Annotated in this window: 13 protein-coding genes; 8 read left to right on the top strand and 5 right to left on the bottom strand. The window is 36.4% G+C overall.

Annotated elements, in window-relative coordinates; translation table 11 throughout:
• The 5 genes from mutL (at position 1) to ABWU73_RS07040 (ending at position 7,379) form a co-directional block, all read left to right on the top strand.
• A complete protein-coding gene (mutL, locus tag ABWU73_RS07060) occupies positions 1-1,827 on the top strand; it encodes a DNA mismatch repair endonuclease MutL (RefSeq protein ID WP_264329609.1) in 1,827 nt (608 codons plus the stop codon).
• A gap of 1,013 nt (positions 1,828-2,840) precedes the next feature.
• A complete protein-coding gene (locus tag ABWU73_RS07055) occupies positions 2,841-5,495 on the top strand; it encodes a 2-oxoglutarate dehydrogenase E1 component (protein WP_264329610.1) in 2,655 nt (884 codons plus the stop codon).
• Positions 5,496-5,739: 244 nt separating this feature from the next.
• Positions 5,740-6,159, top strand: a complete 420-nt coding sequence (locus ABWU73_RS07050) for a hypothetical protein (protein WP_353285484.1) — start codon at positions 5,740-5,742, stop codon at positions 6,157-6,159.
• Positions 6,160-6,179: 20 nt separating this feature from the next.
• A protein-coding gene (locus tag ABWU73_RS07045) for an IS5 family transposase (protein WP_156518237.1) occupies positions 6,180-6,943 on the top strand; the annotation gives its coding sequence in 2 pieces (ribosomal slippage) (positions 6,180-6,534 and positions 6,534-6,943; 765 coding nt in all).
• Between the two features lie 82 nt (positions 6,944-7,025).
• Positions 7,026-7,379, top strand: coding sequence for a hypothetical protein (locus ABWU73_RS07040; RefSeq protein ID WP_353285483.1), 354 nt, complete (start codon positions 7,026-7,028; stop codon positions 7,377-7,379).
• A 130-nt stretch (positions 7,380-7,509) separates the two neighbouring features.
• On the opposite strand, the gene ABWU73_RS07035 is transcribed toward ABWU73_RS07040, so the two are convergent.
• Entirely contained in the window at positions 7,510-8,106 is a 597-nt protein-coding gene (locus ABWU73_RS07035) for a TIGR02217 family protein (protein WP_264329612.1), read from the bottom strand.
• A 190-nt stretch (positions 8,107-8,296) separates the two neighbouring features.
• On the bottom strand, positions 8,297-9,055 hold the full coding sequence (locus ABWU73_RS07030; RefSeq protein ID WP_264329613.1) for a DsbA family protein: 759 nt from the start codon (positions 9,053-9,055) through the stop codon (positions 8,297-8,299).
• A 324-nt stretch (positions 9,056-9,379) separates the two neighbouring features.
• Here ABWU73_RS07030 and ABWU73_RS07025 point away from each other — a divergent pair, with 324 nt between their 5' ends.
• The 3 genes from ABWU73_RS07025 (at position 9,380) to ABWU73_RS07015 (ending at position 12,196) form a co-directional block, all read left to right on the top strand.
• Positions 9,380-9,532 carry a hypothetical protein gene (locus ABWU73_RS07025; protein ID WP_007548541.1) on the top strand — a complete coding sequence of 51 codons (153 nt, stop codon included), beginning with the start codon at positions 9,380-9,382 and terminating at the stop codon, positions 9,530-9,532.
• A 16-nt stretch (positions 9,533-9,548) separates the two neighbouring features.
• Positions 9,549-10,622 carry a Fic family protein gene (locus ABWU73_RS07020; protein WP_259348578.1) on the top strand — a complete coding sequence of 358 codons (1,074 nt, stop codon included), beginning with the start codon at positions 9,549-9,551 and terminating at the stop codon, positions 10,620-10,622.
• A 95-nt stretch (positions 10,623-10,717) separates the two neighbouring features.
• A complete protein-coding gene (locus tag ABWU73_RS07015; RefSeq protein ID WP_264329614.1) occupies positions 10,718-12,196 on the top strand; it encodes a UbiD family decarboxylase in 1,479 nt (492 codons plus the stop codon).
• 783 nt (positions 12,197-12,979) lie between these two features.
• Here the strand turns inward: ABWU73_RS07015 and ubiA are convergent.
• From ubiA to infB, 3 genes are read right to left on the bottom strand one after another with little or no spacing between them, the layout of a single operon-like run.
• A complete protein-coding gene (ubiA, locus tag ABWU73_RS07010) occupies positions 12,980-13,837 on the bottom strand; it encodes a 4-hydroxybenzoate octaprenyltransferase (RefSeq protein WP_182319897.1) in 858 nt (285 codons plus the stop codon).
• Positions 13,838-13,840: 3 nt separating this feature from the next.
• Positions 13,841-14,239 carry a ribosome-binding factor A gene (locus ABWU73_RS07005; protein WP_006279769.1) on the bottom strand — a complete coding sequence of 133 codons (399 nt, stop codon included), beginning with the start codon at positions 14,237-14,239 and terminating at the stop codon, positions 13,841-13,843.
• Positions 14,240-14,248: 9 nt separating this feature from the next.
• On the bottom strand, positions 14,249-16,573 hold the full coding sequence (infB, locus tag ABWU73_RS07000) for a translation initiation factor IF-2 (RefSeq protein ID WP_264329615.1): 2,325 nt from the start codon (positions 16,571-16,573) through the stop codon (positions 14,249-14,251).
• Between the last annotated feature and the right edge of the window lie 6 nt (positions 16,574-16,579).

Raw genomic sequence — 16,579 nt, 5'->3', positions numbered from 1 at the left:
ATGGCAATAACTCTTTTAGACACAAAAACCATAAACCGTATAGCAGCGGGGGAGGTGATAGAAAGGCCAGCAAGTGTAGTAAAGGAATTAGTGGAAAATGCAATAGATGCTGGAAGTTTAGAAATAGAGATTAAAATAGAAAGTGGTGGGCGTAACCTTATTATTGTGACAGATGATGGTAACGGAGTAGAAAAAAACGATTTAGAACTTGCGTTTATGCGCCATGCTACTTCAAAATTGAGCGATAGTGAATTAATAGAAATCAAGCATCTTGGCTTTAGAGGAGAAGCTCTGCCTTCAATAGCAGCAGTAAGTAGGATAAAATTATCGTCTAAGGCAAGAGAAGCAAATGAAGCATGGTCTATAAGTTATGAGGGTGGAGAGAAAATAGGGGAGCTAACTCCTTACCCTTTATCACAAGGGACACATATTGAAGTACGAGATTTGTTTTTCGCTACCCCAAATAGACTAAAATTTCTAAAAACCGAAAGAGCAGAAACTCAAAGCATTGTTGATATTGTAAACAACCTAGCAATGATTAACTATCATATAGGGTTTACTCTCACTTCAGGTAATAAAAAGCTCTTAAAATACGCTAAGCAGACTTCGTTATTTCATAGATTGTGTGAAGTAGAAGAAGAATTTCAGGGCAATTCTTTGGAGATCAATGAAGAAGAAGACGACATTAAACTTACGGGACACATCTGTAAGCCGACCGTCAATCGTGGTAAGTCCACTCAGATCTATACGTTTGTTAATGGAAGGCCAATTAAAGATAATTTACTTATTGGCGCAGTTAGGTATGCATATCATGATTTTATTCCAAGCGATAGGTATCCTTTTGCAGCGTTACATTTAGAGATACCTTATGATCAAGTAGATGTAAATGTGCATCCAAATAAGTCAGAAGTAAGGTTTCAGAATAAGAAGCTCATATATGAGATAATGACAAGAGGATTAATTAAAGCATTGTCAAGAAGGATAGGCACTTTTCCAGCGCATGACCAGAAAATGGATTCAACATTGCCGGATCCTTTTGATAAACCTAATGTTCAAAAAGAATTTTATGAAAAAAGACCAAGTCCTTTTAAAAATCAACTAATAAAAGAATTTGCTTCTCCAAATGAAAAAGCAAAAGGCTTATCAGAACAGTCAAAATCGTTTGATTATACCGGCATACAGAAATTTCCATCACAAGCGGAGACTATGGTTCTGGAAAAAAAGGTGTTAGAGCAAGTTGATTTGATAGAGAGCCACCCGCTCGGGTTTGCACGCTGTCAGGTCTATAATACTTATATTATTGCAGAGGTAAGGGACAAATTGATTATAGTCGATCAGCATGCAGCCCATGAAAGACTAGTATATGAATGCTTAAAACAAAAATCAAGTGTAAAAAGACAAAAACTACTTCTTCCTGAAACGGTTGAAATCAAAAATCAAGCCGGAATGGAGATGATTGAAGTTTATAAAGATAAGTTATTTGAAATGGGTTTTGATATTGAAATCAAATCAGAGAATAAAGTGATAGTAAAAGAAATCCCTGCAATCTTGGGCACAATAGATGTGAAAGAGATGCTAATTAATATAGTCGATAGATTAACGGAAATAGAAGATACATTGCCAGTAGAAGATAAAGTGAACAAAATATTGGCCACTATCGCTTGTCATGGATCAATTAGAGCGGGTAGAAAAATGAGGTTAGATGAAATGAATGAGCTGCTGAGACAAATGGAAAAAACCCCATATTCCGGGCAATGCAACCACGGAAGACCAACTTATATAGAAATGAAACTCAGTGATATTGAAAAACTTTTTGAGCGCAGGTAATGAGGTTGCCATAAATATGTAAGTGCTCCTTTCTCGTCATCCAAGTAGCTCATAGAAACGAAAAAACTTCCTTGACAAACTCCGTCAGCCCCTTTATCATGAAACTGAAGCTATTTATTTATCTTCGCAATCTGTGCAGGTTAATGACAAAAAACTTAGGGTATTTGGCGTCTCATGTTTAATTTTTCGCACTACGTGCATCGCATGTCTTTAAAAATTTCTGGGTTTTTACCTATATAAGCCGAAACGCGCTTACAAAGCGTTTAAGACAGCAAAAAACGTCAAATTGACAAGGGAGAATTTGAATACTAGCTACCCTAGGGTTTCTTTGCCTTTTTTCCTGCTTGGTAAATTTCTTAAACACTTGCGGTGTAGGTTAGTTGCAAGTTAAAAGCAGCTAAATCGCTCTTAATCAAGCGTTTTAGAATAAAAAAAACGCCGATATTTTAGTACATGGTAAATAGCCAACCACCACGGGGCTTCTTTTGCCTTTTTTTTCATTTAGTAAATTTCTTAAATATTTATGACTAAACGATAATCGTCATCCCTAAGTATCCCGCTGCTTGTTAGCGGGATCTATGTTAAGGTATGACAGTTAAGTAGGGGATCTATGTTAAGAGATACCGCGAATGAATCGCGGTATGACGGTTCGCGGCGGCATAGTAATTCGTCATCCCGCTACGTGTTAGCGGGATCTCTTGTTAGCGCCGCGGCGGTATGACGTCTCGCTTGCAACCTATAGCTTTGTCATTCCAGTGCTCCTTTTTTTGTCATCCCAGTGCCTTGACTATTTGGATCCAGAAAACTTAGCTTCGAGTCAAGTAGGCTGCAAATAAAAACTGGATTCCAGCGTCACGCGCTGGAATGACAACCTGACAATCGTCATCCCGCTACGTGTTAGCGGGATCTATGTTAAGAGATACCGCGGCGGTATGACGTATAGAAACTAAAAAAGTTCTTTTTTAAAAAACTTAAGTTATACTTATAAGTATTTGATACTTTTTATAGTGATTATGTCGAGTTTAAGCTGCCTTTATGGTGATAATGCAGAATTTGTGGAAGAAATGTATAGCCGTTATTTGCAGGGTGATAAATCAATCGGGGAGGATTGGTATAGAATTTTTTCAAGCAATTTAGAAGTTAATAAAGCGGAGACCTGCGGTGCACAACATGTAACTAAGGTGGATGATTCAGTTTCTAGTTTAGCAAATTTTTTCAGATCTTACGGTCATTTTTTTGCGGATCTTAATCCGTTATCACCCAATGTGAATAAGGAAGTAGATTATCAAAAATACTCGAATCTATCTCCGGCAAGTGACACTGGAATCTATAGAGATATTTACTGCAAGAATATCGGTTTTGAATTTATGCACATCTCCTCTTATGAGGAGAGAATGTGGCTGCAGGAAAAGATCGAAAATCAAACCTGTACGCTGAGTTCACAAGATAAAAAGGAAATACTGAGGCACTTGGTCGAATCCGAAATGTTCGAGCAATTTCTCCATATGAAATTTCCTGGATATAAACGCTTTTCTATTGAAGGTGGAGAATCAGCTATCGTTGCAATTGAAAAAATCATTAGTGATTCTACGGTTTTTGGTATTGAAGAAATAGTCCTTGGCATGGCTCACCGCGGACGACTCAATGTTCTAACCAAAGTGATGGGGAAAGAATATGCGGCAATGCTGTCTGAATTTCAAGGCAATCTTGCATACCCAAGTGGTCTTGAGGTGTCCGGTGATGTTAAATATCACCTTGGTTACTCTTCTGATCGAGCACTTTCAGGTGGCAAAAAAATACATTTAAGTTTATGCCCTAATCCATCTCACCTTGAAGCGGTAAATCCGGTTTTGGCTGGAAGAATAAGAGCAAAACAGAATATAAGATCTGTGCTTGGCATATCAATTCATGGTGATGCGGCTTTCATCGGTCAAGGAGTGGTTGCTGAAACTTTAACCTTAAGCAATATTGAAGGCTATAAAGTGGATGGCATTGTGCACATTGTCATTAATAACCAAGTTGGTTTTACTGCTAACCCATGTTGCGCACGATCCTCTTTTTATTGCACTGATATAGCAAAATCAATAGAAGCTCCAGTGTTTCACGTCAATGGAGATAACCCGGAAGCTGTGAGTTTTGCTACAAGTCTGGCGATGGAATATAGGCAGAAATTTAAAAAGGACGTAGTAATTGACATAATGTGCTACCGCAAATATGGCCATAATGAAGGTGATGAACCGAATTTCACTCAGCCACTTATGTATAAGGCGATATCAAAGCATAAAACTCCTGGAACATTGTATGAAGAAAAATTGACTGCAGAGAAAGTATTAGATGGCGATGAAGTAAATAAATTGCGCAGTGAATTCAGGGCAAAATTAGATAAAAGTCTTGCTGAATCAGCGGCTTACACTCCAAAAAAAGCTGACTGGTTCGGTGGAGTGTGGTCAAAATTAAGAAGAGCAAAGCTGAACGATTTGAGCGAATACTACACGGATTCTGGTGTTCCGCCAGATGAGTTGAAAAAATTAGGTGTGCATATAAATAGCAATATCCCAAGTAACTTTAACATTAACAATAAGGTTAGAAAAATACTCGATGGCAGAATAGACAGTATAAATTCCGGTAGTAATATAGACTGGGCAACTGCTGAAAGTCTTGCGTTTGCATCACTGCTTACAGAAGGAATAGGAGTGCGTTTATCAGGACAAGACTCTGGTCGTGGGACTTTCTCGCACCGTCATTCAAGGCTTGTTGATCAGGTAACAGAAGAAGCATTTATTCCGCTAAACAATATAAATGAAAAGCAAGCTCACTTTGAGGTCATAGATAGCGCACTATCTGAGTATGCTGTAATGGGCTTTGAATATGGATATAGTCTTGATTCTCCGTATTCACTGGTGCTCTGGGAAGGACAATTTGGTGATTTTGCAAACGGTGCGCAAATTATGATCGACCAGTTTATCGCATCTGCAGAAACAAAGTGGTTGCGATCAAGCGGTCTAGTTTTATTGCTGCCTCATGGTTATGAAGGACAGGGACCTGAGCATAGCTCCGCACGTATAGAGAGATTTTTGCAACTCTGCGCAGAGGATAATATGCAGGTAGTTAATTGTTCCACTCCGGCGAATTACTTCCATGTCTTACGCAGACAAATGCATAGAGACTTTCGTAAGCCTCTGGTAGTGTTTACACCTAAATCGCTACTGCGCCACAAAAGAGCAGTATCTAACCTATCTGACTTTGAAGGAAAATTCCTCACAGTAATTCCAGAATGTAGAACAGGTTTAGTTTCGAATGATAAAATACGTAAAGTTGTAATATGCAGTGGTAAAGTTTATTACGACATATGTGAAGCACAAAAAATAAACGATATAGCAGTAATACGTTTGGAGCAATTCTATCCTTTTCCTGCAGATAAACTAAGTAATGAACTTGAAAAGTACAAAAACGCTGAAATTATATGGTGTCAAGAAGAACCAAAAAATATGGGAGGATGGTTTTTTGTCAACCCATTGATAGAAGAAGTGTTATCTAATCTCGATATCCAAGCAAAAAGACCTAAGTGTATCGCAAGACCTGCTGCTGCATCTCCTGCATGTGGTTATGTTAGTGTTCACACTCAGCAGCAGGAGGAGATTTTAAAGCAGGTTATGCAGGGGATCTAGCACAATTGTGCAAATATTGAAGCGAAAGCTGGCAAGCGAACATTGTTCATCAGATCTTGACGCTGGGCACTGCAGCCAGGCGCAATAGAAAACGCATTACACCAATAAAGCCCTTTTGGTACTCAAGCAAATATAAAAGATTTTTATTCTATTAAAAAAAAATTAATTTTTATTAAAATTTTCATTTATTTTTATTTAAAAAGTAAACATTATTAATATTTACTTTAATTAATATAGGATATATATGAATACAAAAATATTTGAGATGTTAATAAGGAGAACTGGTCTACGCAGAGATAGCAAAGCTGAGATCATACAGTTAAATAGAAATGAAAAAGCTTTTGTAGATGAGGATAAAGAATCTATCGAATTAGCTGAGGCCATTTTTGAAAAGAGTAATATGTTTCGTTTCCGCAAATCAGGTCCTGCTATGGATTACATTTTGCACAAATTAATAAATGATAGGAAGCTTTTCGAGGAAATGAAAGATAGAGGTACAAGTATAATACGTCTTTTTTCTTTGTTATCAATGTATCATGGTCGTCTCAATTGCTGTGTTGTGAGAAGAAGAGGGCGTATTACTGAGTGTGGAATATTTGCTTATGCTGACAACTGTTTAGAACCTGTCTTGAAAGGGAATAAAGAAAAGAGTATGATGAGGTAAGCAAAAAATAGGAGGGTAAATTGTATCCAAGTGATATAAGTGACAAGGAATGGGAAATTTTAGAGCCCTATGTTGCACAAGGAGCGATAGGACGACCAAGAAAACATAACATCAGAACAATTATTAATGCAATAAGGTATATAATGAGGGGTGGTTGCCAGTGGAGAATGCTACCAAAGGATTTTCCCCCATGGAAAACGGTGTATGACTATTTTATCAGGTGGCGTAATAATGGAAAATTGAAAAAAATACATGACATGCTAGTAAAAGAGGTAAGAAAAATGGTTGGTAAAAATGAAACACCTTCAGTAGGTATAATTGACAGTCAATCAGTGAAAACGACTCAAAAAGGGGATCAAGAGGATATGATGCCGGTAAAAAAATAAAGGGTAGAAAACGCCATATTATTGTAGATACACTAGGTCTTGTAATTACTGCAGAGGTACACAGCGCAAGCATTCAGGATCGTGATGGTGCTACCAATCTTTTTATTCAAGCTAAATGCAAAGCTCCAACATTACGTAAGTTTTTTGCTGATCAAGGATACAAAGGTAAATTACAAAATCGATGTTTGTTGGAAACTGGATGTTTGCTAACGATTACCAAGAAATTGGTTGATACAGGATTTCAGGTTATTCCTAAACGTTGGATTGTAGAACGAACCTTTGCTTGGCTTTCCAATTTTAGACGCATGAGCAAGGATTACGAGCATTCTCCTCTTACTTCAAAAAACAATATCTTATTTAATATGATTACTTCTATGCTTACTAAATTAGCTGCTTAACTCCTTTCAAGACAGGTTCTTAGAACTAGTACCTTTAGAGGACTTTATACTTATTGAGCCTTCCTCGTACCTCGAGTACATTGTGTTTGACAATGAGAATATCAGAAATAGGTTAGCTGAAGACTTAACTGAAGATAAAACAAAATTAGATATCTTTTTGAATGGAATTTTAGCAACAAAGAATTCGGATTTAGTATTATCTTGTATTAACAAGATAGAGGTTCTTAATGAGGGAGATAGATATTTTGTTAATCTCTTACAGAAAAACGGCATGCTAGACTACATCTTAAACAAAGATGATACAACACTTGCAAAATCAACTCTAAAGGAGTTGTTGAAGCTTTCTATTTTGCAGGAAGAAAAAAGCACTGAGTTAGAATCTCCCCAAGCTTCAAGTGTAAATGTTAGCAAAGCTCAGCAACATTGTAGTATATAGCTGGTGATAAAGTTTAAAATAATTGCATATACTAAGGCTCATTTAAATATAGAGCCTCAGTGGTGCTTAATTTTTTCAATTGATGGTGACTAGTAGCCCTACTATGATGTGGATCTATGCTCGCTTATAACTAAAATTTCACTTCCACCAAGGGGATATTATTCCAGCTATTGCTTCCATAGTCATCAATAGAAGCGTTTAAGTAATCTGTATCAAAGCGCACGGGCACATCAAATTCAAAGCTCGCAGTGATTATCACATCTTTTACTGGTGGCTTCATAAATGTTATTTCTCCAGTTGAATAATTTACTGAATATTCACTCTCTTCTTTACCATTTAAATAAATCTTTACTGTCCCATGTACTGGCTTTTTGATCATACGTATATGCTTATCTTCCCCACTTACATAAGTTTTGATTAGCTGAAAAGTCGTTTTTTTGTTATCTCCTATACCAATCTCTTGATTAATGGCTATAAAATCCGACCAATCCTTAAAACGAAACCCTATTGCTTTACCTTTTCGTGCATGAAAAAATGTTATTAGTTCCAGTAGTTGCTCGTTTGATCTGACCCCGTAAGCTATGTTGTATCTAGTGCGTGCATGAGACCAATTGATGTTGCGCTGTTCACAACCATTGTGAGTTGTTACAACGTCAGTGGAAAATTCCGGTCCTCCAGTGGAACCATAAGATATATTTTCTGGAAATCTAATTTCTGTGAATGACATATACCCTCCTGTGAAAGTAAAATAGTTTGGTTGAAGAAAATGTTGTAATTTGAAAGCGTTTCACATAGTAAATGACGCTATGGAAAGTGGATGAGACTACTGAGTTAAACTGCTGTCACACCCACAGTTACTATACTCAGGTTCATTTGAGTTGTCAAGCAAAAAAATAAAATTTTATGGCAAACTGTAACTAGCCTTGCTTGTGACTTAATTCATCTACTTTTTTGCGTAATACATTCAAATCAGTTGCTCCTACAAACAGGCTATCTCCAATTATTAAAAAAGGTGTACCACCTACTCCCAAATCTCTTACTAGAAGCCTACTGTTGTTTATCATTTGCTCAATTTTGTTCGCGTTATCTTTTATGGAATCATTAAAATCGTCCTCATCAATCCCTATGTTTTTCACTATATCCAATATGCTTTCGTCTGAAAATTCTCCTTTGTGACTTAAAGCAGCATGGTGAAAATCGAAATATTTTTCTTTATCGAGAAAATAGACAGCTAAAGCACTTTTTGCTGCCTTTAAAGAAGCGTTACCAAGTATTGGAGCATCCCTAAAGATATACTTAATTTTGCCGTCGTTAATTAACTGCTTTATATCATTCTTTATAGCTTTGCAATGTCCACAAGAATAGTCAAGGAAGCCTACAGCTATAACACTACTATTTTCATTTCCGGAGTAAGGATAAGTAAGGTCAAATATTTGATCCTTGTATTGTGAAATTTTACTTTTGGTTACATTATCTCGAGCAGCGTAACTACTTTTAATCGACTCCTCTTTGAGAGTTTTTACGATCTTATCAAAATTTCTGCTTATATAATTATCTAATTTCTCACCTATATAATCATCGCTTAGCATTTGGCTGCGATTTGAAAGCCAATTGTTTATTATCGGCAAGCTTGCTATTGCTATTATTAAAATTAATAAAAACGATATTCTAGACATACAATTTATTTAAAAACCTACAACATAAAACTTTTAGTACACATTTATCTGTATATTAAAAGAAGCATCTAATGTTAATATATAAAAACATTTATATCAAGTGTATTTTATAGTCAGTTTTGCCTCGAATACAAACTTTACGTACAATGATTAGGTATATTGTCACAAAGTTCATCAGAAGACTTGATAATGTAGGTGACCAAACTACCCCCAGAATAGCCAATTATGAGATGCTCTATCTTTTACCGCCACGCTGTAAATACGGCGGTAAAACAAAGTTGATAATTTTATTCCGCTGTGTATAATTTTCCGCGGAATAAACATATGAGTGAACCAATAATTGGCAGAGAAAAAGAAATAGCTATTCTACAAGACAAACTTCTTTCTCAATCAGCCGAATTTATTGCTGTTTATGGTCGGCGTCGTGTAAATGTTGTATTATCTGCATTTTATCAGCATAATATAGAAGTAATGTAATGCAGATATTATGCCGATGCCGAATTATACGATTACTTCTAAAATTGCTAGTTGTCTTATAAGGATTGAAGCAGCAAAAGAAAAAGTGTTACATTTGCCGCTCACTGTATCAATGCTTTTGTCTCTTCGTGAAACTGCACGGCTTTATACCACACACTATTCTACTATGATTGAAGGAAATCGACTTGAACCTAAACAGATTGAAGAGGTTTTAAGTGGTAAAAGCCACTTTCCAAAATATAGGAGAGATGAAAATGAGGTTAAAGGATATTATGCAGCTTTAACTCAAGTTGAACAATGGGCAGCAAGGAGAATACCCATTACTGAGAAAGCTGTTCAAACACTACATGCTCTAGTAATAGCAAGTGGAAAATCTAAAATAAAATCAACACCTTATCGTGATGGTCAAAATGTTATCCGCGATAGTCTTACACGTGCAATAATTTATATGCCACCTGAAGCAAAGGATGTACCAAAGCTCATGAGCAGTATGATTGATTGGATTCGTAACAGTGAGCAAGTGCCTTGCCCAATTATTGCAGGTATTGCGCATTATCAATTTGTAACAATTCACCCTTACTATGACGGTAATGGTCGTACTGCAAGATTGTTGACTACATTAATTTTACACCTTGGTGGGTATGACCTAAAAGGACTTTATTCATTGGAAGAATATTATGCTAAGAATCTAGGAGCGTATTATGAAGCAATCAGTATAGGTCCATCGCACAACTATTACATGGGACGAGCTGAAGCAGATATTACTAAGTGGGTGGAGTATTTCGTAGAAGGTATGGCAAATTCATTTGAGAACGTTTTACAACGTATAAATAAAGAAGAATACCACGCTGATCAGACTGATCTTATACGTAAGCTTGATCCTAAACAACGCAAAGCTCTTGAGCTCTTCCAGGAGTTTTCCGCTATTACAGCTAGTCAGGTTGGCGAACTATTTAATTTTAAGCCTCGTACCAGTGCGCAACTTTGTAAAAAGTGGGTGGAAATGGGGTTTATCAAGATTGTAGATTTTTCCAATAGAGGAAGGAAATACAAACTTAGTAAGCAATATGAGGATTTGATCTCAAATTAACTGAAAGCTCGCTAGGCAGGAAAGTAGTGCATAGGTCAAATTTCAATAAAGTGCTTGAAAACTAAATGTAAACTTAAAATTTTAAAAACTGGAATATGTACAACAACTTACGTGACTTCATCAAAGCCTTAGAAGAAAAAAAAGATCTGATTAGGATTAAGGAGGAAGTTTCAACAGTTCTTGAAATGACAGAAATTCATCGCAGAGTTTTGTCAAGCAAAGGGCCAGCGATCATTTTTGAAAATGTTATCACAGAAAATGGCAAAAATTCGATTCCAGTTTTGGTGAATTTATTTGGTACTATTAAGAGGATTGCATTGGGGTTGAACATAAACCCTGATGAACTAAGAGATCTTGGTAAACTTTTAGCATTTTTGCAATCACCTGAGCCGCCAAAAAACTTTAAGGATGCTATAAAAATGTTTCCTTTGTTGAAAGTCGTGTTATCGATGCGAAGTAAAGTCGTGAGCAAGGCTCCATGTCAAGAGGTAGTGCTAACCGGAGATGAAGTGGACCTAAGTCTACTGCCCATTCAAACATGCTGGCCAAATGAACCTGCACCACTTATCACCTGGCCAATTGTGGTAACGAAAGGACCCACGAAAGAAAAGCAAGATAATTTTAATCTTGGAATATATCGTATGCAGGTTATAGATAAAAAAACAACACTAATGCGTTGGCTTGCACACAGGGGTGGCGCAACTCACCATAAGCGTTGGAAGGAAGAAGGCAGAAATATGAAATTTCCTGCTGCTGCTGTGATCGGTAGTGATCCTGCAACGATTATTGCTGCGGTAACTCCAGTGCCAGAAACATTGTCAGAATACCAATTTGCTGGACTACTGCGAAAGAAGCCGCTTGAGCTGGTAAATTGTAAGACTATTCCACTTCAAGTACCAGCTCACGCGGAAATCGTTCTGGAAGGCTATGTGAGTTTGGATAGATATCAAGACGAAGGGCCATACGGAGATCACACCGGCTACTATAATTCTGTTGAGCAATTTCCTGAATTTAATATTACTGCAATTACTATGCGTAAAAACCCGATATATCTTAGCACTTTCACTGGCAAGCCACCTGATGAACCATCGATTCTTGGTGAAGCACTCAATGAAATTTTTGTGCCCATTCTTATCAATCAATTTCCAGAGATAGTGGACTTTTATCTGCCACCGGAAGGTTGCTCATATAGAATAGCGATAGTGTCGATAAAAAAATCCTATCCAGGGCAGGCAAAAAGAATTGTTATGGGCATACTTTCTTTTCTAAAGCAGTTTTTATACACGAAGTTTATTATCGTTGTTGATAATGATATAAATGTACGTGATTGGAAGGAAGTAATGTGGGCAATGTCAACGAGGATGGACCCTGTGCGTGATACAATCATGATAGAAAGTGTACCTATTGATTATTTAGACTTTGCTTCCCCTGAAAGTGGACTTGGAGGTAAAATGGGATTTGATGCGACAAATAAAATCCCGCCTGAAACCAAACGAGAGTGGGGAAAGAAAATTGAGATGAGTGAGGAAATAGTAAGGAAAGTCGCGGAGAAGTGGGAGGAATATATGGACTAGACTTCTTGCATAAAAGCAGAAAAAAGTTTGGCGTTTTTTATAATGCCGCATTAACTGATAATTGTGATTTAAGTTCGTCACAGTGCCCTTTTTTTTGTCATCCTATAGCTATACCGCCGCGGTATCTCTTAGCCGCTAACAAGTAGTGGGATGACGAGCTTATCGTCATCCTGCCGCGAACCGTCATACCGCGATTCATTCGCGGTATCTCAGCCGCTAACAAGCAGCGGGATACTTAGGGATGACGGTTGTTGTTTAGCTGTAAATATTAAGAAATTTACCAAATGAAAAAAAAGGCAAAAGAAGCCCTGGGGTTATTATCCGCTTTAAAATATTGGCGTTTTTTATGTTTTAAACGCTTGACAAGCGAGATTCAGCCGCTTTTAATTGCAACTAACTTACGCTGCAAATGTTTAAGAAATTTACTAAGCAGAAAAAAAGACAAAGAATCCCCGAGTTAGCTAGTCTTTTACTATCTCTGTCGAGTATTGGCATTTTTTGATGTCTTGTAACGCTTTATAAGCGCGTTCAGCTTATTTAGATAAAAATCTAGATGTAGATGAAGTTTTGTAAAGACATACAGTATCTATATACTGCAAAAAATTGAACATAAGACGCCGATACATTAAGTAATCCTTACCTTTTAATCTGCAGATTGGCGAAAGCAAATACAATAGCTTCAGTTTCATGATAAGAGGGCTGGCGGAGTTTGTCAAGCAAGTTTTTTTGTTTCTGCGGGCTACCTGAGTCTATTGATTTCATTAGAGCCGAAACTCTTGAGACCTAGGTGATAATTCTATCTAAAAGGATGCCAAAAAAGAGAAGCAACCCTACGTAGGAATTATTTTTAAATATGGACATGCATTGACTGGGATCGTCAGGATTGAAATTTTTGTATTGGCGGTGAAATATGAACCCTACAGCAAGTAGAGCAATATAAAAAATGTTATTTAATGATGATAAGATACCAGCATATAGCCACGTCATAAGAGATATTAAATAAAATCTTTTCAACCAAGATTTTGTTGTATCACCAAAATATAATGCGGTAGATTTCATCCCGAGTTTTTCATCATCTTTTTTATCTTGATGGGCGTATATGGTGTCATAGCTAAGTGTCCAGAAGACGCATCCTATATAAAACAGCAAGGATTCTATACTGATCTGGTTTGTTATTGCTGCTGAGCCCATGAGCGATCCCATATTGAAGGTAAACCCTAAGAACAATTGTGGCCACCAAACATACCGCTTTAATAAAGGGTAAGTAGCTATCATACACATTGAGATTATTCCAAGTATGAGTGTAGTTTTATTAGTTAATAATAAGATTACCAGGGCAATAGACAGTAACAGTGAAAGTAAAGCTAAAGCCTGCTTTATGTTTAATGCACCACTTGCAAGTGGCCTATATTTTGTTCGTTCAACGTGCGCATCTATTTTTCTATCGAAGATATCATTGATTATGCACCCTGCGGGTCTCATTAAAAATGCACCTATAGTAAACAAAACAAGGAGAAAAAGAACCTGATACGATAGAGAAGTTGAGGCTAAAAGAATACCGCTCAAACTGGGAAATAGCACAAGCCACAAACCCGTTAAACTGTGCAACCTCATTAATGAAAAGTAACGATTGAAATGCATTAATTAAGTGTGATTATGTAATATTTTGCTTACATTAACAAAATTGTCGAACGCTAAGTCAGGCTTGAAAACTAGTTCAGGTATAAATCGCAAATCAACATAACACAATATAGATTTACGTATTGACCATGCAGACTGGTTCATTTCATTAACAACAGTGTTAATATCACAATTATTCTCAGAAGGATCTCCAGTGCGTCTTTTTTCTGGATCTAAGTAGTCAGCTACTTGAATATTCAATGAAGATAACACAATATATACATCTGCTTTTTTCAAATCTTTACTTAATTTTACGTCAGATACCGCTACATTTTTATTGAACACCTTACCTTCCATTAGAACTCTTGATATTGCTCTATGCAATACCGATGCTATCTTTAGGTTTCTAATTTCCTTTTTCATATCCAGCTACTATAACACCCTTTCTTCTTGCACTAATTGATAAGCTTCCAAAATATCTCCAACTTTAATATCGACATTACCCTCTAGTGATACTCCGCATTCAAAGTTTACACCTACTTCTTTAACATCATCTTTAAATCTACGTAGTGCTTTTAACTTTCCTTCATGCACCAATTTGCCACCACGCATTACCTTAATTAAAGAATCTTTTCTTATGACTCCATCACTTACGTAACATCCAATGATATTACCAGCTTTAGATACATTAAATATTTGCCTTACAGATGCAGAACCAACACGAACCTCTCGTGTAACAGGCTTTAACATTTTAGTTAAATACATTCTCATGTCATCAATGAGCTCGTATATTATGTTATAAGTATGTATTTCTACACCTTTTTGTTTTGCCAAGTCCCTTATTTTTGAGTCCACTTTTACATTAAAAGCTAAAATTACTGCACTTGATGCTTCTGCAAGCAGCACATCTGAATCTGTTATCCCTCCTACTGCTTTGTGTAGGATATTTAATTTCACTTGATCTTTACCGAGTTTATCAATTGAACTTGATATTGCTTCAATAGAACCAGTTACATCGCACTTTAAAACTACAGATAGTTCTTCTATTTCACTGTTATTACGGCTGAATATATCTAAATTATTGTCGCCCAAATCTTCTTTCTTTTTCTTGATCAACTCTAGCCTGTATTCAACAATTTCACGCGCCTGCTTTTCAGAATTTACAACAACAAATTTATCTCCAGCATTTGGTACACCATTTAGACCAGTAATTTCAATTGGAGCGGAGGGTAGTGCTGCTTTTTCTCTTTGACCAAGGTGATTAACCATACTACGTACTTTACTGTATGTTGTACCAACTACCAATATATCACCAACCTTTAACGTTCCTTCCTCAACTATCAATGTAGCTGATATTCCTTTCGCTTTATCTATTTTGGATTCTATTACCCATCCAAGTGCTCGACAATCTTCTATTGCTTCTAGCTTCATTAATTCAGCGATTAACAAAATCGTCTCTTCTAGTTTATCTAAATTAGTTTTCTTTTTTGCTGATACTGGCACAATCATAACATCACCACCAAGCCCTTCAGGGATGAGATCATATTGAGGCAAACTATTAATTATTTTTTCTACATCACCAGGCTCAGATTTATCAATTTTATTAATAGCAACTATGATGGAAACATTTGCTGCTTTTGCATGATTTATTGCTTCAACTGTTTGTTTCATGATTCCATCGTCAGCTGCAACTACTATTACAACTATATTAGTAATATTGGCACCACATGCACGCATCGCAGTGAACGCTTCATGTCCTGGTGTATCAATAAAAGTAATTTTTTGCTTATCTTTTGTCGTTATTTGATAAGCACCTATGTGTTGAGTTATGCCACCTGACTCTCTTTCTGCAACATTAGATTCACGAAATGCATCGAGCAATGAGGTTTTACCATGATCGACGTGGCCCATAAAAGTGACGATTGGTGGTTTAAGTTTTTTAAGCAGGCTTTCTCTGCCTTCTATAAAAAATAAATCCTTTTCTTTGTTGACATCGCTCACTCGTTTGGCCGTATGATTAAATTTTTTCACTATTTCACATGCTATATCTGGATCCACCAGATCATCTACTCTATAACTCTCACCAACTTCTTCTTTGAACATTTTTAGCACACTCTTGCTATCTTCTGCCATACGAATAGATAACTCCCTGATAGTTATTTTGTCTGGTACAATAACTTCTCTTGATATATTTTTACCCTTAGTAAACTTTGACTTTCTACCTCTTATACCAAACCTTTGCTTAAATACAGGGGGTTGTTCAGTTTTTTCATCTATTGCCTGTGCAATTACCAGTTTAGAATGCTTAGAATATATATCTTTGTTGACTTTAAAAGACTTTTTATCGTTGTCCTCATGGTCAATACTATCTTCTTTTGGTTCAACTAAGTGGGTATTACTTAAAACTTGCTTATTTATTTCCTTAGATAAAGCGTCCGCTTCATTTTTCTCGTCAATCTCTTTATTGCTGTCTTCTTTTGCTGTTTTCTCTTTTTCTTCTCTCTGATTTCTTTCTTTCAGCAAAGCAGCATTCTGCACAGCATTAATGCGAAAAATTTGTTCTTTCTCTGTTAAAGAACATAATTTACTCTCGTCAAATAAATTATGTTCTTCTGCATCATGAGATTTTTTTCTTCTTTTTTTTACTACTGTAGCTCCAGTACTTGGGCTAGCTGAAGAGTTTAAATTGAGGTCTAATTTAAGCTTGCTTAAGCCTTGGAGCGTTAATTTTTTATCACTGATATCTTCATTATTCATATTATT

This window comes from Wolbachia endosymbiont (group A) of Andrena helvola (assembly GCF_964028415.1).
In the GTDB taxonomy this organism is placed as follows: Bacteria; Pseudomonadota; Alphaproteobacteria; order Rickettsiales; family Anaplasmataceae; genus Wolbachia; species Wolbachia pipientis.
This window is presented reverse-complemented; position numbering and strand designations above follow the sequence as displayed.

Bases quoted from the DNA above. Each gene is read 5' to 3' on its own strand.
- ABWU73_RS07025 (WP_007548541.1), top strand. From the start codon at position 9,380: ATGAGTGAACCAATAATTGGCAGAGAAAAAGAAATAGCTATTCTACAA.
- ubiA (WP_182319897.1), bottom strand. From the start codon at position 13,837: ATGCATTTCAATCGTTACTTTTCATTAATGAGGTTGCACAGTTTAACG.
- ABWU73_RS07015 (WP_264329614.1), top strand. From the start codon at position 10,718: ATGTACAACAACTTACGTGACTTCATCAAAGCCTTAGAAGAAAAAAAA.
- ABWU73_RS07020 (WP_259348578.1), top strand. From the start codon at position 9,549: ATGCCGAATTATACGATTACTTCTAAAATTGCTAGTTGTCTTATAAGG.
- ABWU73_RS07055 (WP_264329610.1), top strand. From the start codon at position 2,841: ATGTCGAGTTTAAGCTGCCTTTATGGTGATAATGCAGAATTTGTGGAA.
- ABWU73_RS07035 (WP_264329612.1), bottom strand. From the start codon at position 8,106: ATGTCATTCACAGAAATTAGATTTCCAGAAAATATATCTTATGGTTCC.
- ABWU73_RS07005 (WP_006279769.1), bottom strand. From the start codon at position 14,239: ATGAAAAAGGAAATTAGAAACCTAAAGATAGCATCGGTATTGCATAGA.
- ABWU73_RS07030 (WP_264329613.1), bottom strand. From the start codon at position 9,055: ATGTCTAGAATATCGTTTTTATTAATTTTAATAATAGCAATAGCAAGC.
- infB (WP_264329615.1), bottom strand. From the start codon at position 16,573: ATGAATAATGAAGATATCAGTGATAAAAAATTAACGCTCCAAGGCTTA.
- mutL (WP_264329609.1), top strand. From the start codon at position 1: ATGGCAATAACTCTTTTAGACACAAAAACCATAAACCGTATAGCAGCG.
- ABWU73_RS07050 (WP_353285484.1), top strand. From the start codon at position 5,740: ATGAATACAAAAATATTTGAGATGTTAATAAGGAGAACTGGTCTACGC.